19 protein-coding genes are annotated in these 23,285 nt (G+C 34.2%); 2 read left to right on the top strand and 17 right to left on the bottom strand.

Translation table 11 applies throughout. The features are described 5' to 3' along the window. Nucleotides 1-9: 9 nt before the first annotated feature. Nucleotides 10-783: a flagellar hook-basal body protein gene (locus F7O84_RS17980; protein WP_151148437.1), complete on the bottom strand. Its 774-nt coding sequence runs from the start codon at nucleotides 781-783 to the stop codon at nucleotides 10-12. 21 nt (nucleotides 784-804) lie between these two features. Beyond that, nucleotides 805-1,797 (bottom strand): rod shape-determining protein, encoded by a 993-nt coding sequence (gene mreB, locus F7O84_RS17975; RefSeq protein ID WP_151148435.1) that lies wholly within the window; start codon nucleotides 1,795-1,797, stop codon nucleotides 805-807. Nucleotides 1,798-2,449: 652 nt separating this feature from the next. Between mreB and F7O84_RS17970 the strand changes: the two genes are divergently transcribed. Both F7O84_RS17970 and F7O84_RS17965 read left to right on the top strand, forming a co-directional pair. Further along, nucleotides 2,450-3,601 (top strand): IS91 family transposase, encoded by a 1,152-nt coding sequence (locus tag F7O84_RS17970; protein ID WP_151144754.1) that lies wholly within the window; start codon nucleotides 2,450-2,452, stop codon nucleotides 3,599-3,601. A gap of 56 nt (nucleotides 3,602-3,657) precedes the next feature. After that, a complete protein-coding gene (locus F7O84_RS17965; RefSeq protein WP_042679852.1) occupies nucleotides 3,658-3,837 on the top strand; it encodes a hypothetical protein in 180 nt (59 codons plus the stop codon). 134 nt (nucleotides 3,838-3,971) lie between these two features. On the opposite strand, the gene uvrA is transcribed toward F7O84_RS17965, so the two are convergent. The 15 genes from uvrA to F7O84_RS17890 all read right to left on the bottom strand — a co-directional run bounded on the left by uvrA (nucleotide 3,972) and on the right by F7O84_RS17890 (nucleotide 23,202). Next, nucleotides 3,972-6,806 (bottom strand): excinuclease ABC subunit UvrA, encoded by a 2,835-nt coding sequence (gene uvrA / locus F7O84_RS17960; RefSeq protein ID WP_151148432.1) that lies wholly within the window; start codon nucleotides 6,804-6,806, stop codon nucleotides 3,972-3,974. Nucleotides 6,807-6,966: 160 nt separating this feature from the next. Continuing rightward, nucleotides 6,967-7,917, bottom strand: coding sequence for a glycerophosphodiester phosphodiesterase family protein (locus F7O84_RS17955; protein WP_151148430.1), 951 nt, complete (start codon nucleotides 7,915-7,917; stop codon nucleotides 6,967-6,969). An 89-nt stretch (nucleotides 7,918-8,006) separates the two neighbouring features. Beyond that, nucleotides 8,007-9,425 carry a sensor histidine kinase gene (locus F7O84_RS17950; protein WP_151148428.1) on the bottom strand — a complete coding sequence of 473 codons (1,419 nt, stop codon included), beginning with the start codon at nucleotides 9,423-9,425 and terminating at the stop codon, nucleotides 8,007-8,009. After that, on the bottom strand, nucleotides 9,412-10,086 hold the full coding sequence (locus F7O84_RS17945; protein ID WP_151148426.1) for a response regulator transcription factor: 675 nt from the start codon (nucleotides 10,084-10,086) through the stop codon (nucleotides 9,412-9,414). Before F7O84_RS17945 ends, F7O84_RS17950 begins: the two co-directional genes overlap by 14 nt. A gap of 151 nt (nucleotides 10,087-10,237) precedes the next feature. Then, nucleotides 10,238-12,223 carry an excinuclease ABC subunit UvrB gene (gene uvrB / locus F7O84_RS17940; RefSeq protein WP_151148424.1) on the bottom strand — a complete coding sequence of 662 codons (1,986 nt, stop codon included), beginning with the start codon at nucleotides 12,221-12,223 and terminating at the stop codon, nucleotides 10,238-10,240. 164 nt (nucleotides 12,224-12,387) lie between these two features. After that, nucleotides 12,388-14,253, bottom strand: a complete 1,866-nt coding sequence (locus tag F7O84_RS17935) for a glycoside hydrolase family 13 protein (protein WP_151148422.1) — start codon at nucleotides 14,251-14,253, stop codon at nucleotides 12,388-12,390. 9 nt (nucleotides 14,254-14,262) lie between these two features. Further along, the gene (locus F7O84_RS17930; protein ID WP_151148420.1) at nucleotides 14,263-15,543 is read right to left on the bottom strand and encodes a sugar ABC transporter substrate-binding protein; all 1,281 of its coding nucleotides are present in this window, start codon (nucleotides 15,541-15,543) and stop codon (nucleotides 14,263-14,265) included. Nucleotides 15,544-15,558: 15 nt separating this feature from the next. After that, nucleotides 15,559-16,371, bottom strand: a complete 813-nt coding sequence (locus F7O84_RS17925) for a sugar ABC transporter permease (RefSeq protein ID WP_151148418.1) — start codon at nucleotides 16,369-16,371, stop codon at nucleotides 15,559-15,561. A gap of 8 nt (nucleotides 16,372-16,379) precedes the next feature. Next, entirely contained in the window at nucleotides 16,380-17,714 is a 1,335-nt protein-coding gene (locus tag F7O84_RS17920; protein ID WP_151148416.1) for a carbohydrate ABC transporter permease, read from the bottom strand. A gap of 300 nt (nucleotides 17,715-18,014) precedes the next feature. Then, complete coding sequence (locus F7O84_RS17915) at nucleotides 18,015-18,956, bottom strand: LacI family DNA-binding transcriptional regulator (RefSeq protein ID WP_151148414.1); 942 nt, start codon at nucleotides 18,954-18,956, stop codon at nucleotides 18,015-18,017. 95 nt (nucleotides 18,957-19,051) lie between these two features. Then, nucleotides 19,052-19,744, bottom strand: a complete 693-nt coding sequence (locus F7O84_RS17910) for an LrgB family protein (protein WP_151148412.1) — start codon at nucleotides 19,742-19,744, stop codon at nucleotides 19,052-19,054. Beyond that, complete coding sequence (locus F7O84_RS17905) at nucleotides 19,737-20,114, bottom strand: CidA/LrgA family protein (RefSeq protein WP_330578829.1); 378 nt, start codon at nucleotides 20,112-20,114, stop codon at nucleotides 19,737-19,739. Before F7O84_RS17905 ends, F7O84_RS17910 begins: the two co-directional genes overlap by 8 nt. 163 nt (nucleotides 20,115-20,277) lie before the next feature. Further along, a complete protein-coding gene (locus F7O84_RS17900; RefSeq protein WP_151148410.1) occupies nucleotides 20,278-21,741 on the bottom strand; it encodes a purple acid phosphatase family protein in 1,464 nt (487 codons plus the stop codon). Between the two features lie 112 nt (nucleotides 21,742-21,853). After that, complete coding sequence (locus F7O84_RS17895) at nucleotides 21,854-22,519, bottom strand: TetR/AcrR family transcriptional regulator (RefSeq protein ID WP_151148409.1); 666 nt, start codon at nucleotides 22,517-22,519, stop codon at nucleotides 21,854-21,856. Beyond that, the gene (locus tag F7O84_RS17890; protein WP_151148407.1) at nucleotides 22,510-23,202 is read right to left on the bottom strand and encodes a flavodoxin family protein; all 693 of its coding nucleotides are present in this window, start codon (nucleotides 23,200-23,202) and stop codon (nucleotides 22,510-22,512) included. The genes F7O84_RS17895 and F7O84_RS17890 overlap by 10 nt, the downstream gene beginning before the upstream one ends. Between the last annotated feature and the right edge of the window lie 83 nt (nucleotides 23,203-23,285).

Genomic DNA, 23,285 nt, shown 5'->3' with positions numbered 1-23,285 from the left:
ATTTGCATTTTATACTTTACCTACTTGATTCACTGCCTTATCAAGTGTTGTATCTATTGTCGTAATAACTTTCTGATTTGTCTCATAGGCTCTCGTAATTTGAATCATATTAACCATTTCTGATACGATATTAACATTGGAGGACTCGATAAATCCTTGGCGTACTCTTGCCGTTGATGCTTGAGCCGTTCCTCCTTGTACCAAATCATATAAATTCTCACCGTATTTTTCCAAATAGTTATAATCGGTAAAATCAGTAACTGCTAAACGATTCACCAAAGCACCTTCTTGAAATATGTTCCCTAATGTATCAATTGTTACTGGTGTGTTCGTATTCACTCGAATTGGAGCATTTCCATTTCCTAATACAAAATCTCCATCTTTGGTCACAAGAAATCCTTGCATATTCACTGTAAAAGAACCATCGCGGGTATATTTTGTAGATGTCACACCTGCTTTGTTTGTAAAAGAAATACTAAAAAATCCATTCCCTTCTAATGCAATGTCATAAGTATTTCCGGTTTCCTTAAACGATCCTTGTGAATAGTCTGTATATGTCTCTCCAATTTGAGCTCCCATACTCATACCACCAAGTCTTTTGTTTACAAAATATTCTGATGCATCTTTAATTTTAACTGCATATACATCTGCAAAAGATTGCGCGGTCGCCCCTTCAGCTTTGTAACCATTTGTAGCTGAATTTGCCATGTTATTTGTTATAACATCCATTCTATTTTGTTCGTTGATCATGCCTGTATAGGCTGTATACAAACCCTTTACCATACTCTACCTCCTAATGCTTGCCTATTCGTCTCTTTTCCCACTAAGGAATTCAACAAATTTACCTGTTCCAATGGCTACTGCCGTCATTGGCTCTTCTGCTGTAATCGTATTGATACCTGTCTTTTCTTCTATTAATTCTTCTAAGCCTCTTAACAGACTTCCTCCTCCTGTTAATACAATTCCTCGATCAGCAACATCTGCCGCTAACTCAGGTGGAGTTTTTTCTAATACACTATGAACCGCTTCAACAATTTGAGCAGTTGTTTCTTTTAATGCTTCTTCGGTTTCTTCTGAGGTTACAGTAACTGTCTTAGGAAGTCCTGTTACTAAGTTACGTCCTCTTACATCCATAGAATCTACTTCTGCTCTTCTATAAGCGGAACCAATTTTAATTTTTATATCTTCAGCTGTTCTTTCACCTATTAAAAGATTATGTTTCTTACGCATATAGCGAACAATTGCCTCGTCAAAATCATCGCCTGCAATTTTAATTGAAGTACTAACTACGGTTCCTCCAAGTGATATAACCGCAATATCTGAGGTTCCTCCTCCAATATCTACAATCATGTTACCACATGGTCTTGAAATATCAATACCAGCACCAATTGCAGCTGCAATTGGCTCTTCTATAATGGAAACCTCTCTGGCGCCTGCCTGATAGGTTGCATCTTCTACTGCCTTCTTTTCTACTTCGGTTACTCCACTTGGTACGCAAACACTAATTCTTGGTTTACGGAAGGTCTTCTTTCCTAACGCCTTTTGAATAAAGTATTTTAACATCTTCTCTGTTACAGTATAATCCGATATTACACCTTGTCTAAGTGGTCTTACCGCAACAATATTACCTGGTGTTCTACCAAGCATTAATCTTGCCTCTTCACCAATTGCTTTGATTTTATTGGTATCTCTATCAAATGCAACTACGGATGGTTCTTTTAACACAACACCTTTTCCTTTTATATAAACAAGAATACTTGCTGTTCCTAAATCAATTCCAATATCAGTGTTTAACATAATTATCCCCTTTCGAATAAGCTATCTCTATTATAGAATAAATCAATATTGTTTTGTCTGTAAAATATAATCTGTTTCAATTCATAAACTGGATTAAATTAACTATTTCAGTTTTCATCAATATACATAGTATTTCACATACTCGTTTACATTATAAACAATATTTGATTTTTTTTAAAGTCTTTTTTCTTATATTTTCTTTCTTTTTCTATAATAGCTTACGTTTTCGACGGATTTTTTTATAAAACTATGTTAAAAGTAATTTTCTATTGCTATTTTGATATTTTTCACTGTTTTTTAAAGGTTTCATCAAAAATTGAACACATTTAGAATTTATACTGATTATATATTAGCAAACGCTAATATGATTTTTCATAACTCATGCACTGCAGTTACGCTAAACTATCTGCAGTGCACTCCCTCAAATCATAGAATGTGGAAACACATTCTTTTTTTATAATGAGTAGGAATTTGATAATTATGTTATTACGTTCATGCAAAAACTATGCTCTATTATTAATTATCGGCTATTTTTTTAATATCTTGATAGAATAAATAAAAAAGTGTCTTCGACACTTCAACTCCCCTCCCCCTCAATCTTGAGGGGATTTAGGGGGTTTTCTTTTTGCTACAAATCCTTCATAATAATCTTATGAGCAACATACTTCAGGATATATTTAAAGATAACTATGAAAGAATGATTTATACTTTACACCCTCGCAAGTCGGTCATTGAAAATGTTAATCGTATGATTAACTGCGGTGACCCTTCTTTTGGTGGTGCAATGTATGGTTGCGGCAAATGTGGTACCCTTAAATTTGTTCCTTTCCGTTGTCACAGTCGCTTCTGTCCTACCTGTGGAACTAAGTATTCCATTGACCGCACTACCTCTATGTCTTTTAAGATAATCAATGCTCAGCACCGTCACTGTGTTTTTACCATTGATTCTGAACTTAGACATTACTTTCTTGAAGATAGAAAACTTCTTAATCTTCTTTTTGAAGCTGTTCAAAGTGTTGTCTTTCGCTTATTTCACAAAGACAATAAAGCCGAAAAATTCACGCCTGGATTCATTCTTGTTCTCCACACTTTTGGTAGAGACTTGAAATGGAATCCTCATATTCATTGTCTTCTGTCCGAAGGTGGCATTGGTAACTCTGGTATTTGGCGTCCCAAAACTCACTTTAATTACACATTCCTTCGCAACGCCTTTCGCACAGCCCTCCTTAACTTAATGGAGAAAAAGCTTGGGCCATCTTTTATACTGGTCAAGGCTAAATGCTACCACGAACATAAAGAAGGATTCTATGTCTATGCAAAACCTAATAAGTGTAATCCTAAAGTTGTTACTAAATACATAGGCCGTTATCTTGGTCGTCCTGTTATTGCCACTTCTCGTATCGACGATTACGACGGTGAAAATGTAACTTTTCACTACAATCGTCATGAGGATGACAAACTTGTCGTTGAAACCATTCCTGTTATGGAATTCATTGAACGACTAAGCATGCACATTCCTGAAAAACACTTCAAACAAATCCGCTACTATGGTCTTTATGCAAGAACACGTGAGAGTGATAAAAAGCTATCTCTTGCCATATCAAAAGAAAAACATAAGGTTATTCTTTCATTCAATCGCTGGCGCAATTGCACTTTATCCTCTTTTGGTTATGATCCTCTCAAATGTCCATGCTGTGGCGAGACAATGCTTTTTCTTGAGCTTTATCATAAACATCAGCATATTTCTCTGGACAAAATGTATGAAAGGGCAATGGGAAGACTCCCAACTTTCTCTTCTGCATGAAATATATACATACCACCTCCGTCTGTGATAAAATATATAAAACGGAGGAAAACACTATGTCAAAATGTTCAGATGAAATCAGAAACAAGTATATACAGAATCCACCCGAAGGCATGACCGCTGATGACATCCGCCACATGAGTGAGGATGATTTGCTTGATATGGATTACTTCTTAAATGAAGACGATGCGTTTGACGAAGACTTCCCGGGAGCTGAAGGTTTCTATATCTTCTAAAACCTATCGTTTACTTGTTGTGCCCGCCTCCATGCGGGCCCTTTTCATATCAAGAGTTCTCCGAAGGAGAACTTTCCTATAAAGTAAAAAAAGTTACAGTTTGTCCTAAAATCAAACTGTAACTTAATCCTCACTTACTCTAAATACTTCTTTACATACTTACCAGTATAGGATTTATTATTTTTAACAATCTCTTCTGGTGTACCTTTGGCTACAACCATACCTCCACCATCTCCACCTTCTGGTCCTATATCAATAATATAATCCGCTGTCTTAATTACATCTAGATTATGTTCGATTACAACAACTGAGTTTCCACCTTCTGATAATCTTCTTAGTATTTCAATTAATTTGTGAACATCAGCAAAATGTAGTCCTGTTGTTGGTTCATCTAAAATATATATTGTCTTTCCTGTACTTCTTTTACTAAGCTCTGTTGCTAGTTTAATACGTTGTGCTTCTCCCCCTGACAAAGTAGTTGATGGCTGTCCCAAACGAATATAAGATAATCCTACATCGTTCAATGTTTCTATTTTTCTACGAATGGATGGAACATTTTCAAAAAAATGAAGCGCTTCTTCTACCGTCATGTCAAGTACATCATAGATATTCTTTCCCTTATATTTTACTTCAAGTGTCTCTCGGTTGTATCTTTTTCCTTGGCACACTTCACAAGGTACATATACATCTGGTAGAAAGTGCATTTCAATTTTTATAATTCCATCTCCACCACACGCTTCACATCTACCGCCTTTTACATTAAAACTAAATCTTCCCTTTTGATATCCCCTTGCTTTCGCATCAGCCGTTGTAGCAAACAGATCTCTTATTTGATCAAATACCCCTGTATAGGTGGCAGGATTTGAACGGGGCGTTCTGCCAATCGGTGACTGGTCAATCGCAATTACTTTGTCAAGTTGCTCTATCCCTACTATTTTTTTATGTTTTCCAGGTATGGTTCTTGCTCGATTTAACTTTCTTGCTAATTCCTTATATAAAATCTCATTAATAAGAGAACTTTTACCTGAGCCTGACACACCTGTAATGCAGGTCATAACACCTAAAGGAATATCAACATCAATATTCTTTAAATTATTTTCCTGCGCTCCCATTACCTTTAAATAGCCTGTTGGCACTCTTCTTTTGTCTGGAACAGGAATCTTTATTCTTCCACTTAAATAAGCACCTGTAATAGAGTTCTTATTTTTCATGATTTCTTTTGCTGTTCCTTGGGCAACTAGTTGACCTCCATGCTCCCCTGCGCCTGGCCCAATGTCAACAATATGATCTGCTGCAAACATGGTGTCTTCATCGTGTTCTACAACAATCAATGTATTTCCTAATTCTTTTAAATGAATGAGTGTCTTTAGAAGTTTATCATTATCTCTTTGATGTAACCCGATACTTGGTTCATCTAATATATAAGCAACACCTACTAGTCCCGATCCTATTTGGGTTGCCAATCGAATTCTTTGTGCTTCTCCTCCCGACAAACTTCCAGTAGCTCTTGCTAATGTTAAGTAATCCAATCCTACATCAATTAAGAATCCAATTCGTGACTTTATTTCTTTTAATATTTGTTCTCCAATCAACTCTTGCGTCTTAGTAAGCTCCATTTGATTCATAAATTCATGAAGATTCTTAATCGACATTGAGGTTACTTCATGAATATTTTTACCGCTTACTGTTACCGCTAGTGATTCTTTTTTTAATCGCTGTCCGTTGCATTCTTTACAAGGCGTAATTCGCATAAAGGTCTCATATTCTTGTTTCATTCCATCCGAAGATGTTTCTCGATATCTTCGCTCAACATTTTTGATTATCCCTTCAAATGCAACGTCATAGACTCCTTCTCCTCGCTGTCCCTTATAATATACCTTAACCTCTTTTCCTTTTGTCCCATGAATTAAGATATCTTGTACTTTTGGTGACAACTCTTCAAAAGGAGTATTCAAGTCAAAACTATACTCTTTAGCCAATGCATCTAGAATCGCTCTTGTATAGCTTGTCTTGTCCGTACTTGACTGCCACCCTAAAACAGTGATTGCTCCATCTGCAATGCTTATGCTTTTATCAGGTATCATTAAATCAATATCAAATTCCATCTTATAGCCAAGTCCATAGCACACAGGACATGCACCAAACGGATTATTAAACGAAAAGCTTCTCGGTTCAATTTCATCAATACTTATACCGCAATCTGGGCAGGAAAAACTTTGACTAAAGTTAATTGGTTCTCCATCTACTATATCAATAATCAAAAGACCTTCCGCAAGCTCTAAAACAGTTTCAATAGAGTCTGTAAGTCTCTTTTCAATTCCTTCTTTTACAACAAGTCGGTCAACAATGATTTCTATGTTATGTTTTTTATTTTTGTCTAGCTTTATCTCTTCTGTTAATTCATATAGATTCCCATCCACTCTTACACGCACATATCCACTTTTTTTCGCTTGCTCAAATAGCTTAGTATGTTCTCCTTTTCTTCCTCTTACAACGGGAGCAAGAAGCTGTATCTTTGTTCTTTCTGGCAAAAGCATAATCTGGTCTACCATTTGGTCGACCGTCTGCTTTTTTATCTCTTTTCCACATTCTGGACAATGTGGTATTCCAATGCGTGCATATAACAATCGAAAATAATCATAGATTTCGGTTACTGTTCCAACGGTTGAACGCGGATTTCGATTTGTAGATTTTTGGTCAATGGATATTGCTGGACTTAATCCTTCAATGCTCTCTACATTTGGTTTCTCCATCTGCCCTAAAAATTGTCTTGCATAGGATGATAAAGATTCCATGTAGCGTCTTTGTCCTTCTGCATATATGGTATCAAAAGCAAGGGAGGATTTTCCAGATCCACTTAGCCCGGTTAATACAACAAATTCATTACGAGGAATATCTAGTTCAATATTTTTTAAATTATGTTCATTTGCTCCTCTTATTTTTATATATTGTCTGTTATTCTTTGCCATTTTACACCTCTTAAGTTAAGTTGCAGTCGCTTGATTTCATAGATAAGTTATATTATATCACTTTTTATAACAATTGCAAACATTTGTTCTATTTATTCCAATTTATACTATAATTCACAAAAAAAGCCGGTTTTAACCAGCTTTTTCTTGCATTTATTACTTATTCAGATTGTAACACATTAACACTAACCTGACATTTCTTTTTTTTACTTACATAATAGATTAAGGTTAGTACACTACTTATTATTCCTATACCTAATGCCATTAGCTTTATTACAGACTCAACTATTTTAAACGTATAAATAAAATCAGTATATACTCCATTCACTCCCATAAGCCGAAGTTTGAGCATTTCTTTTCTGCTATTTATCGTATTTACATAGATTAAAATATCACTTTCTTTTGCTTTTTTTGCTATTTCTTTCGTTATATATTTTTGGGGAATCGTTATTACATTTATTTGTTTATCCACACAAAACTGTATAACTTGGTCAATTTGATTGTCTTTAAATACATCCACCATACGATATAAGGTAAATATATAATTCTCAAATTGAAAGTTCTGATTCACTAATTCATAGTTTTCATAATTATATACCTGAATAATGAACCGTTTTGTAAAGTCTGTAAATCCTAATTCGTTTGAGGTATCTTTTATAATCTCTAACATATCCATCATTTCATTTTTATACGACTTAATATCGGTTATGAAATAGACGTCTGGATGTTCCATTGCAAATAATATAATTGTTTTTATATCTACCGGCGTATACTTCTCGTATATTTTAGAGGATAAAAAGGTATCAGAATCAGGAATATTTTCATCTGAAAAATTATCTCCTAAATCATTACTCCATTTATGTCTTGCTACAAGTTGTTTATCACTAGTTAATACAAGATCAACTTCCATCAATCGATTACCCATGGAATAGGAGTATTCCATAGCTTCTTTTGAATTGGTGTACTTTTTATTATCTATCCCACCAAGTGCATGAGCAATATAATGATACTTTTTATAGTATGGCTGAGTATTCCAATAGAAATAGAGGATAAATGATGCCATTCCAATCAAAAGCAACGTCCCCAGTAGGTATTTTATCTTTTTTTTCATTTGGGCTATTTTCCTTTGACTATTTTCTGTCAACAATATAGCCACCTTATGTGTAATCTATGTGTAATTTAGGTACAAGTTTGTTTCACCTACTTTTCACTTGGAATCCGAAACCAAAACTCAACTCCATTTTCTAAATTTCTAACCCCAGCCTCTCCTTCATGAAGTGTTATGTTTGCTTTTACAATAGCAAGTCCTACTCCAAAGTTATTGCTGCCTCTTGCTCTTGCTTTATCTGTTTTATAGAAAACCTTCCATATCTTATTCATTTCATCTTCTTCTATACAGTTTCCCGAATTAAATATGGTAAATAAGAATCCATCCTTTTCATTTTTGAGTGTTATCTTGATTATTCCACCGTCATTTGTGTGGCGAATTGCATTCTCAAAATAATTAAAGGCTGCTCTCTCTATCAAATGATAATCTCCATATATTTCAAAATCTTCTTTTTTTTCAATTATTAACTGTATATGCCTTACTTTTATTTGTTCTGCAAAACACATTTGAATACCATCTATTAGCTGCTGTACCTGAAAGTGTGTTTTTTCAATCTGCCAGCTTACTCTTTCCATCACAGACAACTCAAGCATTTGTTTTACTAGATAATCCATTTTATTGCACTCCAATATGATAACATCACAATATCGATTCATTTTTTCTGGCGTATCTGCAACTGCATACTTTAGTCCTTCTGTATATCCTTTTATGGCTGATATCGGTGTCTTTAATTCATGAGACATATTGCGAACCAGAGCTTTTCTATCGTCAATATCATTTTTTAACCCCTCAATGCTGAAGCTTAACTTTTCTGATATTTCATTGATTGCACCTGCTAGCGTACCTAATTCATTTTGATACTTAATATTAAGCTTTTTACTAAAATTAAGCTTAGCTATTTCCTTCGCATGTTGACTAATCTCTAGAATCGGCTTCGTAATGCTTTTTGATAAATAATATATAAAGATAGATCCAAGAACAACTAATATTAAGGCTGTGACCTCTACCAAACGATTTGCAGTACTTATATTTTCATAAACACTTTGAATTGATCTTGTAAGTATAATATAGTAGTTACCATCATTATTTTTTAGCTTCGTTACGCAAACCAATCTAACGATATTATTTTCATCCTTACTAATCTTCGAAAAATAGACACCGTTATCTTCTATGGCATCGTTTCCTTCTGCAATTGCTTTTACAGCCCATTCGGATAACCTGCCACTTTTATTTTTTTCAGGTTTGGAAGTATATAATAGATTCGAATCTTCATCAGCGATTCGTACCCATATTCCCCATATCCCATCTATCATTTCAATCGAATCTTGTAGGGAATCAGGATTCTCAGAATAAACCTTTTCAATTTCAGCACTTGTATTTCTCATTCGTTTTTTTGCCTGCAGCATATAATATTCTTTAAATAGAGATATGTTAATGATTACATTTCCAGCCACCAGTATAATCATAAACACCATAAAAACTAAAAATAAACTTTTTCTAATTGATCTCAAAACAATACCCCTGCCCTCTCACGGTCCTAATATAGTCTCCACATAATCCTAATTTAGCCCTTAGCATTTTAACATGTGTATCTACTGTTCTTTCGCTCCCTTCATAATCATATCCCCATATGGTTGTTACAATCTGGTAGCGATTTAATACAATCCCTTTATTCTTTACCAAGTAAATCAACAGGTGATATTCCTTGTTGTTTAATCGCACAAATTTGTTTTCTACAAATACTTTTTGCCTTAACTGATCAATTTTGATACTTCCAACTTCCATCGGTTCGGTTTGCTCAATATTATTTCTTCGAAACTGAGTATTCACCCTTGCAAGTAAAACTTCATAACTAAAAGGCTTTGCAATATAATCATCTGCTCCAGCCAAAAGTCCTTCTATTTCATCTTTGCTCGTCCCCAATGCTGTGAGCATAATGATAGGTACATTGGAGTAATCTCTAATCTCAGTAAGGACCTTCCACCCATCTATCTTTGGCATTAAAACATCTAAGAGAATCAAATCAATATCCTCTGTTTCAAAGAATATCTCAAGCGCTTCCTCTCCGTCTTTTGCTGTTAATACTTGATACCCTTCTTTTTCCAATATATCTTGCAGTAAATCTCTTAAGACTTCTTCATCATCTGCGATTAAAATCTTCCCTTTTCCCATTTTTACCTCCACAAATCTATGCAAATTTCATTATACTATTTTTTCACATAATAATTCATTCTATAGTATTTCATAGAAATGTGTAATGAATGTGTAAAAAAATAATAAGCAAGGATAGAAATACTCGATTGCTATCCTTGCCTTTTGTCTTCTATTCTAAATTTAACAATACTTGCTTTAATTCCGCCATCTTATCGCGCAGTTCTGCTGCCGCTTCAAAGTTAAGTTCTGCTGCTGCCTGTTTCATTTGTTTTGTCAGTTTATTTACTAACTTTTCAAGTTCCTCTTTACTCATAGACTCAGGATCTTTTGACATTTGTAATTCTTGCTGTGCAACTGCTTTGGAAATACTAATTAATTCTCTAACTGCCTTTTGAATTGTCTTTGGAGTAATTCCATGCTCTTTATTATAACGCTCTTGGATCTCTCTTCTTCGATTGGTTTCACTAATGGCAGTTTGCATAGAATCTGTTATCTTGTCTGCATACATAATAACTCGTCCTTCTGAATTTCTTGCTGCACGACCAACTGTTTGAATTAAAGATGTGGCAGAACGTAAAAATCCTTCTTTATCAGCATCAAGAATTGCTACTAATGTAATTTCTGGTATATCAAGTCCCTCTCGAAGCAGATTAATTCCAACCAAAACATCAAATACATCAAGACGCATATCTCTTATAATTTCAGAACGCTCCAATGTATCGATATCCGAATGAAGATATTTTACTCGAATTCCAACCTCTCTCATGTAGTCGGTTAAATCCTCTGCCATCCTTTTGGTTAAAGTGGTAATCAAAATTTTATGCTTATTCTTTATCTCTTTGTTTACTTCTCCAATTAAATCGTCAATTTGTCCTTCGATTGGTCTTACCTCAATAGAAGGATCTAATAATCCAGTTGGTCGAATAATTTGTTCCGTTCTAAAAAGCTCATGCTCTTCTTCATAAACAGACGGAGTTGCTGATACAAATAACATCTGATTAATTTTACTTTCAAATTCCGCAAAGTTCAAAGGGCGATTGTCTTTCGCAGAAGGTAGTCGAAAACCAAAATCAACTAATGTCGTCTTTCTTGATTGGTCACCTGCATACATTCCCCTTATCTGAGGTATTGTAATATGTGACTCATCTACAATAATTAAAAAATCATCTGGGAAATAATCAATTAATGTATGAGGAGGCTGTCCAGGCAAAAGGCCAGACATTTGTCTGGAATAATTCTCGATTCCAGAACAAAACCCTGTCTCTCGAAGCATCTCAATATCAAAATTCGTTCGTTCAGAAATACGTTGTGCCTCTAGTAGCTTGTCTTGGCTTTTAAAAAATTTTACTCTCTCCTCTAGTTCTTGTTCTATTTCTATCGTTGCCTTTTTTATCTTTTCTTGGGGTACTACGTAGTGAGATGCTGGAAAAATACCAATATGCTCTAAGGTTCCCTTAATTTCTCCTGTTAATACATCAACTTGTGTTATGCGATCAATTTCATCTCCAAAAAATTCAATTCTGACTGCCAAGTCACTGTAATCGGCTGGAATTACTTCTAGCACATCACCTCTAACTCGAAAGGTACCACGGGAAAAGTCCATGTCATTTCTTGTGTATTGTATATCAATTAGTCTTCTAATTACTTCATCTCTATCTTTATTCATTCCTGGTCTAAGAGAAATCATCATCTTCTCATAATCCACTGGCGAACCAAGACCGTAGATACAGGATACGCTCGCTATAATAATGACGTCTTTTCGCTCAATTAAAGACGCCGTTGCAGATAGTCTTAATTTATCAATTTCATCATTCACAGAAGAATCCTTTGCGATATAAGTATCTGTGGAAGGCACATAAGCTTCTGGCTGATAATAGTCGTAATAAGAAACAAAATATTCCACTGCATTTTCAGGGAAAAACTCTTTAAATTCTCCATATAATTGTCCCGCCAACGTCTTATTATGCGCTATAATTAATGTAGGTTTATTCAGTTGCTGAATAATATTAGCCATGGTAAACGTTTTTCCTGAACCTGTTACTCCAAGTAATGTCTGAAATTGATTTCCTTCCTTAAATCCCTTCACTAACGCATCAATTGCTTGGGGTTGATCTCCTGTTGGTTGATATTCTGATACCAGCTTAAATAACTCCATATCTTTAGACACCTCCGTATCATTTCTTACAATGTATTATTATAATAGATTAACCGTATCTTAAATTATCCAATCATTATTTCCATTAAATTAAATTATATCAAAAAATAGAAAGAAAGTACAGAACAAAATCGAATGTTTGTTCTGTACTTTGATTTAACATCTTATTCTTTTTGCTTTTTATCTATGAGGTAGACAAAAAAACCATACGAAGGTAGTTCAATCATACCATCAATACTAATTTCTTGTTGACACATACAATCTATTACTTTGATTTCTTTCATCTCATCAGGTGAAACTAACGTATTAGATTTATTCTCATTGTTAATAGCTACGTAAAGTATTTCCTTCTGCGTTTCTTTTTTATAAAATAAAGTTTTTTGGTTGTTACCTTCTTTTAACCATCGAATCTGATCGGTTCGAAAGCTTTCATGCAATTTTCTTAAATGTATCAATTGCTTCACAAATTTTTGAAACTCTAAATCTTGATTATTCGTATTCCATATCATACATTGTCGATTACTATGCTCATCTCCATTCATACCAATTTCACTACCATAATACAAACATGGAGAACCTGGATACGTAAACAAAAGAATATATGCTAATTTTGCAAGTTTCGTATTACCATCTACAACATTTAAAAAACGTCTTGTGTCATGACTTTCTAAAAGATTGAATAAATTCCTTGTTACATGTCTTGGATAATCCGTTAAAAGCTTACCTATGGCGAACTGAAAATCTTGTGTATTATATTGCGTTCCCTGTTTGCTGTTTCTTTTAAAAAAGTTACATACAGGTAATTGAAATCCATAATTCATAACTGCATCAAACTGGTCACCTTGGAGCCAAGGATAAGAATTATCCCAGTTTTCTCCTAAAATGTATACCTCTGGCTTAATAGATTTGACTGCTTTTCTAAAATCTCTCCAAAAATCATGCGATACTTCATTCGAAACATCTAATCTCCATCCATCAATATCGTAATTTTCTATCCAGTAACATCCAACTTTAATGAGATATTCTCTTACCAACGGATTCGATGTATTCCATTTTGGCATAGACTGTGAAAATGCAAAGGTTCTATAATTTAAATGTTCTCTTGGTGCATCCTTAGGTATTCCATTTTCTACAATTCCATAGACCAGTGGTTTCTCTTCATCTATAATATAAAAGCAGTCATAATATTTTGATTCTTTTCCATGTTTTAAAACGTCTTGCCAAAAGGGATGTAAAAAGCCACAATGATTAAAGACCGCATCTAGCATTACTTTTATCCCTCGTTTATGCGCCTCTTTCACCAATTCGCCAAGCGTATCATTGTCACCAAAATCAGAATCAACCTTTAAATAGTCTGCAGTGTCGTATTTGTGAGAGCTTGGCGACTCGAAAATGGGATTTAAATAGATTCCGTTAAATCCCATTTCTTTGATGTAATCTAACTTTTCTATAATTCCTTTTAAATTACCACCAAATTTTTTACCCGCTCCATCCATTGGATCACTTCCCCAAGGAAGAACCTTTCTATCATCATTTGGAGATCCATTACAAAATCGGTCAGGAAAGATCTGATACCAGATTGTATTTTCTACCCAAGTAGGAGGCTGATATAAATCCTCCTCGTTTATATATGGGTAGTTAAAGTAATTAAATAAATCATACAACACTGCCTCATTCTCTGTATAGAGAATTCTGTCGCGACACCCAATGATATATTTATCATTTTCGTCTTCTACAACGAAACAATATTTTATTCTTTTCCACTCAATATCATCTATTTCAGCAAACCAACAATCATAATCTCTAGTTTGCTGTTCTTTTTTCATTCTGATGCGAAACACAGAATTTTTATCAAGATCATAGACCATGGATCCATCATCTCTTGGTATCCAGTTAAATGGATCAATGGCTAATAACTCTACTTTCTTAACATCATTTCGTGCTGTTTTTAACCTGATATGTAACGTATTACTGTCATACGCATAAGACATTACACTTTTGGGTTCATGTACAATAGCTGAAAAATCCATTTCTTCCTCCTACTCGCTCGCAACCAAGTCGTCAAAATCTTTTTGTGCCTTTATGGCTCCTTCTTCTGGAGTTATATCCCCATCGAATACTGCATTTAAAACACTTTGCATAATCGTCCAATAATATGACATTCTCTTTACGGATGGCATAGGAACGGAATTTTTAAATGCTTCCACATATACGCTTAATTGTTCATCTTCGTTTAGTCCTTTTACATTAGTTATATCTTTTCTTGCTGTAATTGCATAGGCTTTTTCATAAAGGATAGAAGCTGCTTCCTCAGATACTAAATAATTAGCAAATAACTGCGCTGCCTTTGGATATTTCGTATAAGCAGAAACATGTGCATTTTGTACTGCACCAAATGTTTTCATCGTCTTTCCATCAAGCGTTGGAAGTGGCGTTACGCCAAAGTCAATATTTTCATCCTTTAGTGATTTTATTAACCATGGTCCAATCGGATAATATGCAGTTTTTCCATCCCTAAAATTCTGCTCCAAAAGTGACATGGTCTCCATTTTTAAATCTTCTGCAGCAATTGGTATCGTTTCTTTTAATGCTGCAATCCTCTCAAGTCCCTTTTCAAACTCGACTGTGTCAAATCCTGGATTATCTTGATCTCTTCCATCTTCACCAAAAAGCATAAAACCATCCAGACTTAAAAATTGATATGCAGGATATCCGTCTGTTGGTACTGTTAGATACCAAAACTTATTTGCTGCCACATCATTATACTCTTTTGCCTCTTGTATAATTTGTTCCATTGTACTTGCTGGCTCACCAGTTACTAAACTCTTATTATAAAGTAATGCATATGTTTCGATAGAAACAGGAACCCCATAAAGCTTACCGTCATTTTCAACTGTTCCAACTGCTACTTCACTTACTTCTTCCCTTACTTGTTTGGCAATGTTCTCATCCAACGATAATAAAATGCCTGCATCTAACGCAATCATAAATCCATCATGTGCAGCCATAAATACATCTGCTCCATTTCCTGATGGTCCATCTAGCATCATCTTATTAATAGTATCTAAGCCATTTTCCTGCACCTCTACTTGAATGCCATACTCTTTCTCAAATGCTTGTGCTACTGCCTTTCCATATTCCAGCGCTCCACTTGCAGTCCAATAAGTCAAAGTAGCTCCCTCTTCTACCTGGGCTTGCTCTGGTGCATCAATTTCTGCGCTGTTAGAATCTGTCGGTATGTCTCTCTTATTGCATCCACTTAATACTCCCATTAGCAATGATGATATCAATAATAAACTACAAACTTTCTTTAATTTCATAATTCCTTTCCCTCCTTAACCTTTATCTGCACCTGCTGCCACACCCTGCACCAGATACTTTTGAAATAAAATAAATACAATAGAAATTGGTAATGCAACCAAAACGGCTCCCGCCGCGAATATAGTAAAATTAATACTCTCCTGTCCATTGATTAGTGCAAATAGTCCTACTGCCAAGGTTTTACTTTTATCTTTAGAAAGTAAAATATTGGGCAAAATATAGTCCATCCAGGGTAATATAAATTGAGATACTGCACAGTAAGTAATAATTGGTTTAGATACTGGAAGTATTACTTTATAAAACGTTTGAAGCTTTGTACACCCATCCATATAGGCGGCTTCATCGATGGATGATGGTATACCATCCAAATATCCTTTTACTAACCATGTATTATACGGAATGGCTCCCACTGAATATACAATCACCAATGAGATTGGATTCCCCACCAGACCTAGATTTAAAAATAATGTGTAAATCGCTGTCATTGATAAAAAAGTTGGAAACATAGATAAAATCATTACAGTTAAAAGACCAATTTTCCTTCCTTTAAATTGAAATCTAGACATAACCCAAGCAGTAAGCATGATTAAGAAAACTGAAATAATCGTACTAAGAGCTGCAATTTGTAGCGTATTAAAAAACCAATGCTTATAATTTGTTTCCTGAAATAATCTTTTGAAATTACTTAGGGTTAATTCATTGAACCTTCCCATACCATTTCCCTTTTGAAAAGCAGATAACAACACCCACATAATAGGAGTAAGTACAACAAAAGACATGAAAATAAGTTCTACATGAATTAGACAAGCTGTTATTTTTTTCTTCATACTCCCTCCTATAATTCTTGAAATGATGTCGTACGTCTAAAGTTCCAAAAAGAAACTAACCCTATCAGGAAGAATAAAAGTACGCTCATCACTGCTGCAATATCATACATTTGTTGATTCAAAGTCAGTTTATAAATCCAAGAGATTAAAATATCTGTGTCTCCTGCAAATTGCATGTTTGAATTCGTTGGTCCACCCTGAGTAAGAAAGTAAATCATTCCAAATCCATTAAAGTTTGCTGCCATGCTCATGATAAGATTTGGTGCTGTTGCTTTCATAACAAGAGGAAATGTTATTTTCTGAAACTCTTGCCATTTTCCCGCTCCATCAAGAGCCGCCGCCTCATAAAGACTTCTTTCTATATTTGATAAAACCCCAAGCATCATAACCATGAACATTGGAAATCCCAACCAAATCCCAACTACAATCACAGTTGCCTTAGCTACTAAGGCATTGGATAAAAAGGGAATGTTTGAAGAGATTACTCCAAGCTCTAACAAAACCTGATTAATTGGACTAAACTGACCGTTTAAGAGATTACGAAATACTGGCAACGTAACCATCTGTGGAACTGCCCAAGGCAAAATAAAAATAGTACGAAAAATTTTCTTGCGTTTAACCGATGAATGATTTAGTATCATCGCCTGAAACATGCCTAAGAAATAGGTTGCAAATGTCGTCACCAATGTCCAAACAACCGTCCAAAGTAAAACCTTCATAAAAGTATGGGACCAAATTGGAATGGTAAACAACTTCTTGAAATTTAAAAATCCTACCCAACTAAGTAGATTTCCAGGTGGTAAATGATCTCTATTGTAATTTAAAAATGAAGTCAAGAAAGTAAATAAAATAGGCATGCATACTACAAACAAAAAAGCAATTCCTATCGGTGTTACGATAAAGTAAGGAAAATATCTCTGATATAATTTTTTTAAACTCGTTTGTTCCCTTTTATATGTAGTATTGTCTGACTTTACTTTACTTCTAGAAGCATCCTTTATATTCCAATAATATACGAGTAAAAGCATAAGCAAAATCATAATGGAGATTACTCCATTTATCAGTAGCATTGTAGAATGATCTCCACTCGTTCCCCCTGTTTTCTCCCCAAGCGTAATAACTCCCCAAACTCCTTTTATAAAAAAACCAGCATGCAGTCGAATCGAAAAATCAGGAATGTAACCACAAAGCCATTCAATCCAATAACCACTTAATAGTTCTGTTAAAATCATAGTTAGTTGTACTGCAAAGAATAGTAACCCTTTTAACCTCTGCTTGCAAATAAAGAACTGTCCGCTACCCCATACAAATACTGAGAATAGTACTGTTTTTTTACTCTTCATTTTTACTTCTCCTTTAATAATAATATGATGCTGTACACCTCCTTTACTTAAGCGGTTAACTTAATGTAAATTATAGTACTCTAATCTTTTAATGTCAATATGTTTTGTGCTATTTATCCATTTTTATTAGATATTAACAGTTTTATTTTGTGCTATTTTTACTTATTTCACTTAACATTTTATCTTTCAGTTATTTTTCTTATTTGCATCTCTTTCTTTTTCTGACTTTACACCCCTTTTTTATTTTTGTTTCAGTACTTAACAGTTTGAAGCAAAAAAGAAAAGGAAATCATAATTTTGTTAAAAATCACGATTTCCTTTTCTTTGAATATCTTTCGGACCAATATAGGATACACGTTCCACTTCTTCTGCAATATTAATTTGTAAAAGTTCTAACATGATTTCTACTGCACGCTTAGCCTTTTCTCGATTACTCACTACAATTCTTTTTGTATCAGGAAGAAGCATAACGTCTGATTCAGCACCAACCACGACTGCAATATTTCTATTATCAACATAATTTTCAACTTGCATACCAAGAATTTCCCCAATCACCAATCCTTTTTGGTCATGATGTTTTTGTAAAAATTCAATTAGGTTTGCTTCATAATAATTAATAAAAATATGTTCTGGCGAACAGTATTTTAAAATGCACTCATATATTTTTTTATTCGAATAATCCTCTAATACTACATAGAAATTCTCTTCAAGCAATTCTCTTGCCCGTTCCATAACACGTTCATAATCTGTTACAATCTTGCAAAAGATTGGATCTTCTACATATCCATCAATAAAAATAGCAGGTACATAGAATTGATTCGCGATTGATTTAAAATTTTCTTCATCCATATCTAGAATAAAAACTGCATCTAAAGATCTTTTTTGACCTACTGCTACGTCTTTTTCCATTTCTTTTGTAGGCATAAGTAATATATCATATCCCATAGGATAGAGTGCCCTTTGAATCTCTCTGGCCAAGTCATAGTACTGGTATATTTTACTTTTCTTATTTTTTGTTTCCATATTAATTATGATTCCCACTAATAAGCTTCGTTGGCTGGCAAGTGAACGAGCATTCATATTTGGTACATATTTTAATCTATGAGCCGTTTCAAATATTTTCATTCTTGTCTCATGGCTAATCTTTTCTTTGTTGGAATAGTTTAAGACATAAGACACTGTAGCTGTAGAAACACCTGCTTCTCTTGCTATATCCTTCATGGTTACTCTATTTTTTGACATTTATCCACCGCCTTTTTATAATTCTACCAGCTACATCTTTCTGCTATTATAATGTACGTGTTTGCGAAAAGCAATGCATTGCTTTGTTTTTCCTACTATCGAAGATTTGCAAAAACAGATGCACCAATCGTCGTACATAATCCCGATACAACAATTGCAAGACTACTCATTGCACCTTCAATTTCTCCCATTTCCATAGCCTTTGCCGTCCCAACCGCATGAGCAGAGCTTCCAATGGCTACACCTTTTGCAATAGCCGTTTTAATTTTAAATAATTTACAAATAGATTCTGCCATTACATTTCCAAGTACACCTGTAATGATAATTACAGCAACTGTAATATTTACAATTCCTCCAAGTTCTTCTGATATTCCCATACCAATTGCTGTTGTAATAGACTTTGGCAATAAGGTAACATATTCCTCATGTGACAATTGAAATATCATAGACAAAATAAAAACACTACCAAGACTTGTTAAAACACCAGCAATAATTCCCGCAAATACGGCAAGAAAATTCTGCTTTAATAGTTCTAATTGCTGGTATAACGGAATTGCTAGACATACTGTTGCGGGCGTTAACAAATAACTTAAATATTTTGCACTTTCATTATAGCTATCATAGTCTATATGAAAAATAAGAATAAATATCATAACAAAGGCAATCGATATTAATAGGGGATTGAGTAGCGCATTCTTATATTTACTTTTTAAGAAAAGGCCGATTTCATATCCTAAAATACTAATCACAACACCAACCGTTGAGGAATTCAAAATCAAATTATTCATTTGGCTTTCTCCTTTTTATCATGTAGTCAGTCACCTTACCTGATACAATCATAACTAATATGGTTGTGATTATAGTAATAACACAAACTGGAAGCAACATATTTTTCAACTGCTTCCACGATAGTAAGAGACCTACCCCCGCTGGAATAAACATTAAAGGCATAATATCGATTAAAAATACTCCTGTATCTTTTACACGCTCTACCTTTATTAGGCCTGTCTTTAATAATGTTAACATCAAAACTAATCCGTAAATGCTTGAGGGTATAGGTAATTCTATAAAATATTTAAAAAGCTCACCTATACATGTCACGGCTAATATAATACCAAACTGCCGTAAATACTTCATTTGTAAAACCTTCTTTCTCATAGGGCTAACTAGTCATTCATATATTTTTAATCTTTCCTTGAAAATTATAAAATAGTAAATCCATATTTGCAATCCTATTTCCTTTTTTCGTCATTTATAATGCAAAACAGCGGTTAGCCTGTAACTAACCGCTGTATCTAACCGCTGTAGTTATTTTATAATTTTATTGTTTTATAATTGAGAATTCATCATATACTTCCCACGTATCTGTATTGTATGTTGTAATTTTAAAACTTGTTGGTGTTACATCTACTCTAGATGCCTGAGGATGACCTGTTACTTCTGTCTTAACTGCATTTGGATTACCGATTGACTCATGGAATAGATTACCACTACTAGAGCCTAGTGTAAAGTACACAATTCCATCTGGATTCGTTACTGAATTATCTACTTTTTGAGAAACTGAAGTGCCTTTCATTACATGTGTTCTTGAAAATAACTGGTCATGACCATTAAGTACTACATCTACTCCAGCCTCTTCTAAAAATGGAATCATCTCTTGTACCGCAGTCGCATCATTTTGATTTTTAGCTACTGCACTAAACGGCGGAAAATGAAATACAGCTATCTTCCATGTTGCATCTGGGTATTTTGCAGAAGCTTCTTCTATAAACTTTTTATGATAATCGTCATAATCACTTCCATTATTTGCATTAATCATAAGAAATAATACACCATTATATGTGAAGTAATAATTGTCATTGGTAACATCTGCCTCAGGTTTAATTTTATTAAAATTTGGCAGATTAAAATGTTCTTTAAAATAGCTTCCGCCTACATCGTGATTACCTATAGTAGGCGCAAATGCCAATGAATAAAGCCCAACATGATTTAATAGGGATGCATAATCTTCATTTTTATCATTAATACCAACCTGATCACCAGTGCTTAACAAAAAAGCAACATCTTGAATCTGCTCGTTAATCTTGTTAATTGTATTGTCAAAGATACTCATTTGGTCAAGGCTTTCATCATCTGTACCAATTCCCATTTCAGGATCTCCAACTGCTGCAAAACTAAACGTTGTATCAAAGGAAGATGTCTTATATGTATAAATTGGTGACCATCCTTCATTATTCCCTACTACATAATAGTATGTTGTATTTGGTTTCAGTTTAGCCACAGTTGCCTTATTTACATAATAGCCTTTTTCGGTCTTTGATTCTTTTGTCTTTGCAGTCGTTGCATTAGAAGTATAGAATGTATTCATTTCCATGGTAGAAGCTTCTTGCATGAGTACCATACCCTCACTAGCGCTTTTTGAATACCATACAAAATTACGCTCTGATTCTGTTTTCCCAATTTGTACTGAAAGATATTTTAATCCTGTAGTCTCAATTAATTCATTCGCAACATTAGGTACTGTAATAATTTCTCCCGATCCAACAGCTAAAGTCGGGGCTGTATTGTCATTTGGAGCCTGCACCTGCGTTTGTTGTGTTGGCTCTTGTGTTGGCTCTTGTGTTACTTCTTCTGTTTGATTGGTATTTTCGACTTGGTTAGTCTCTTTTGTTACTTGCTCCACAGATTGTTCATTTGTATTCGCATCGTCTGTCTTTTGTGAACACCCCGTTAATACTATTAGCAAAAGACAACACAATATTGTTGTTATTTTTCTTTTCTTCATAATACTTAATCTCCTATTTCAATTATTAACAGATATCTTGTACCAATTTAGTTGACACTTTTGGTATCAATTTCTATTACTATATAATATCACAAAACCTTCCACTATATGCTTAAGATATTATTAAGAAATTTAATTGACTCATATATAGAAGTTGTTTCTTGGTATACAGCTTGCTAAACTGCATAACATGATTTCTTAGTATCTGTAAAGTCTGCTCTAGATTCCTTTCTTTGTCATACTCCTTTAACAACAAATAAATTGGCGCATAAAAATGTAGTGTCATAATGTGAGCATCGTAAGAGTGAAATACTTCTTTTTCTATCAATTTATTAAAAATCTCTGACTGAAATTGTATTGGCATATCAAAAAAGTACTTTTTAAATGTGTTTCTCGCCCGTTCATTTCTATATTGTTCCATGGTTAATAACTTTCGAAATTTACATGCAAAATCATCCGTTATAAAAAACGTAAACATCCCGCTTGCTAGCTCATATAAATGTTCAATTGTAACATTCATATAAAACTCTACCATATCATCTGAATTACCACTTGGCATCTGAATCGCCATTGCTGCATTATCATATCTTGTACCCATCATAGCTATGATAGCATTTAATATTTCTTCTTTTCCCGTAAAATGATTGTAGATAGATGCCCCCTTTATTCCAACAGCTGCTGCAATATCTCGCATAGATACGCCTTCATATCCTTTTTGTGAAAACAGCGTAAGGCTTTCTATAATTATTCTTTCCTTGGTATTTGATTCTATTTCCATGGGCGCTCCTTTTCTAACCAACCTTTTTCTTGCCAATAGTTTTTATCTGTAGCATTCCACTCATTTCCTTTTTGTGTTAAACGAAATAACAAGAATAAGAATTTTAAACGCAGACTCGGCTCTTTCTTTTTTTGAACTTTTTTTGCTATATGGTCAGTAATCTTTTCTATTTTATTTTTTTTCTTCCTTGATACTTCATCCCACGAAGAAGCTCCCACGGTAATTGGAATCTGATAACACTTGGATAATCCCATCCAAAAAAACTGCTCTTTTATCGTTCTTGTAACCTTCTTAGCCCCTGCTCCAGCCGCAGTTGATATAGCAATACCGTTCTTATGAAACATACTTGCATTTGGCCTATGTGTCAACCACATAAAACCAAAATGGTCAAATACCGTTTTAAGTTGTCCCGTCATTGAAAAGCAATACGTTGGCGAATCAATAAGTATAACCTCTGACTTCTCCATTGCCTGTACAATCTTATTTACTTTTTCATAATGAGGACAATATTGCTCACCTTTTTTAATACATTGAAAGCACCCATTACAAGGATGTGGCATATCCTTTGGTAAATAAAACTCATGAACCACTGTTTCTTGGGTAATAATTTTATTCTTAAGAAGCTCTGTGATATGATATGTACTACCTTTATGCATCTGTCCATGGATGATTGTGATTTCCATATGGTTACCTCACTTTAAAAAATGATAGATACTAACACTTGTTAGTATCTACTCTAAAAGAGAATACACCCTCTGTCAAGATA

It is taken from the genome of Candidatus Galacturonatibacter soehngenii (genome assembly GCF_008830185.1).
GTDB classification, from domain to species: domain Bacteria; phylum Bacillota; class Clostridia; order Lachnospirales; family Lachnospiraceae; genus Lachnotalea; species Lachnotalea soehngenii.
Note: the sequence above shows the minus strand (reverse complement) of the source record. Positions and strands in the feature narration are given on the sequence as shown.

What these genes read in the sequence shown, in the direction of transcription:
- F7O84_RS17970 (WP_151144754.1), top strand. Translation starts at nt 2,450, where the DNA reads ATGAGCAACATACTTCAGGATATATTTAAAGATAACTATGAAAGAATG.
- F7O84_RS17910 (WP_151148412.1), bottom strand. Translation starts at nt 19,744, where the DNA reads ATGAATAATTTGATTTTGAATTCCTCAACGGTTGGTGTTGTGATTAGT.
- F7O84_RS17955 (WP_151148430.1), bottom strand. Translation starts at nt 7,917, where the DNA reads ATGAAAAAAAAGATAAAATACCTACTGGGGACGTTGCTTTTGATTGGA.
- F7O84_RS17915 (WP_151148414.1), bottom strand. Translation starts at nt 18,956, where the DNA reads ATGTCAAAAAATAGAGTAACCATGAAGGATATAGCAAGAGAAGCAGGT.
- F7O84_RS17905 (WP_330578829.1), bottom strand. Translation starts at nt 20,114, where the DNA reads ATGAGAAAGAAGGTTTTACAAATGAAGTATTTACGGCAGTTTGGTATT.
- uvrA (WP_151148432.1), bottom strand. Translation starts at nt 6,806, where the DNA reads ATGGCAAAGAATAACAGACAATATATAAAAATAAGAGGAGCAAATGAA.
- F7O84_RS17945 (WP_151148426.1), bottom strand. Translation starts at nt 10,086, where the DNA reads ATGGGAAAAGGGAAGATTTTAATCGCAGATGATGAAGAAGTCTTAAGA.
- mreB (WP_151148435.1), bottom strand. Translation starts at nt 1,797, where the DNA reads ATGTTAAACACTGATATTGGAATTGATTTAGGAACAGCAAGTATTCTT.
- F7O84_RS17925 (WP_151148418.1), bottom strand. Translation starts at nt 16,371, where the DNA reads ATGAAGAAAAAAATAACAGCTTGTCTAATTCATGTAGAACTTATTTTC.
- F7O84_RS17895 (WP_151148409.1), bottom strand. Translation starts at nt 22,519, where the DNA reads ATGGAAATAGAATCAAATACCAAGGAAAGAATAATTATAGAAAGCCTT.
- F7O84_RS17930 (WP_151148420.1), bottom strand. Translation starts at nt 15,543, where the DNA reads ATGAAATTAAAGAAAGTTTGTAGTTTATTATTGATATCATCATTGCTA.
- F7O84_RS17935 (WP_151148422.1), bottom strand. Translation starts at nt 14,253, where the DNA reads ATGGATTTTTCAGCTATTGTACATGAACCCAAAAGTGTAATGTCTTAT.
- F7O84_RS17890 (WP_151148407.1), bottom strand. Translation starts at nt 23,202, where the DNA reads ATGGAAATCACAATCATCCATGGACAGATGCATAAAGGTAGTACATAT.
- F7O84_RS17900 (WP_151148410.1), bottom strand. Translation starts at nt 21,741, where the DNA reads ATGAAGAAAAGAAAAATAACAACAATATTGTGTTGTCTTTTGCTAATA.
- F7O84_RS17965 (WP_042679852.1), top strand. Translation starts at nt 3,658, where the DNA reads ATGTCAAAATGTTCAGATGAAATCAGAAACAAGTATATACAGAATCCA.
- F7O84_RS17980 (WP_151148437.1), bottom strand. Translation starts at nt 783, where the DNA reads ATGGTAAAGGGTTTGTATACAGCCTATACAGGCATGATCAACGAACAA.
- F7O84_RS17920 (WP_151148416.1), bottom strand. Translation starts at nt 17,714, where the DNA reads ATGAAGAGTAAAAAAACAGTACTATTCTCAGTATTTGTATGGGGTAGC.
- uvrB (WP_151148424.1), bottom strand. Translation starts at nt 12,223, where the DNA reads ATGGAGTTATTTAAGCTGGTATCAGAATATCAACCAACAGGAGATCAA.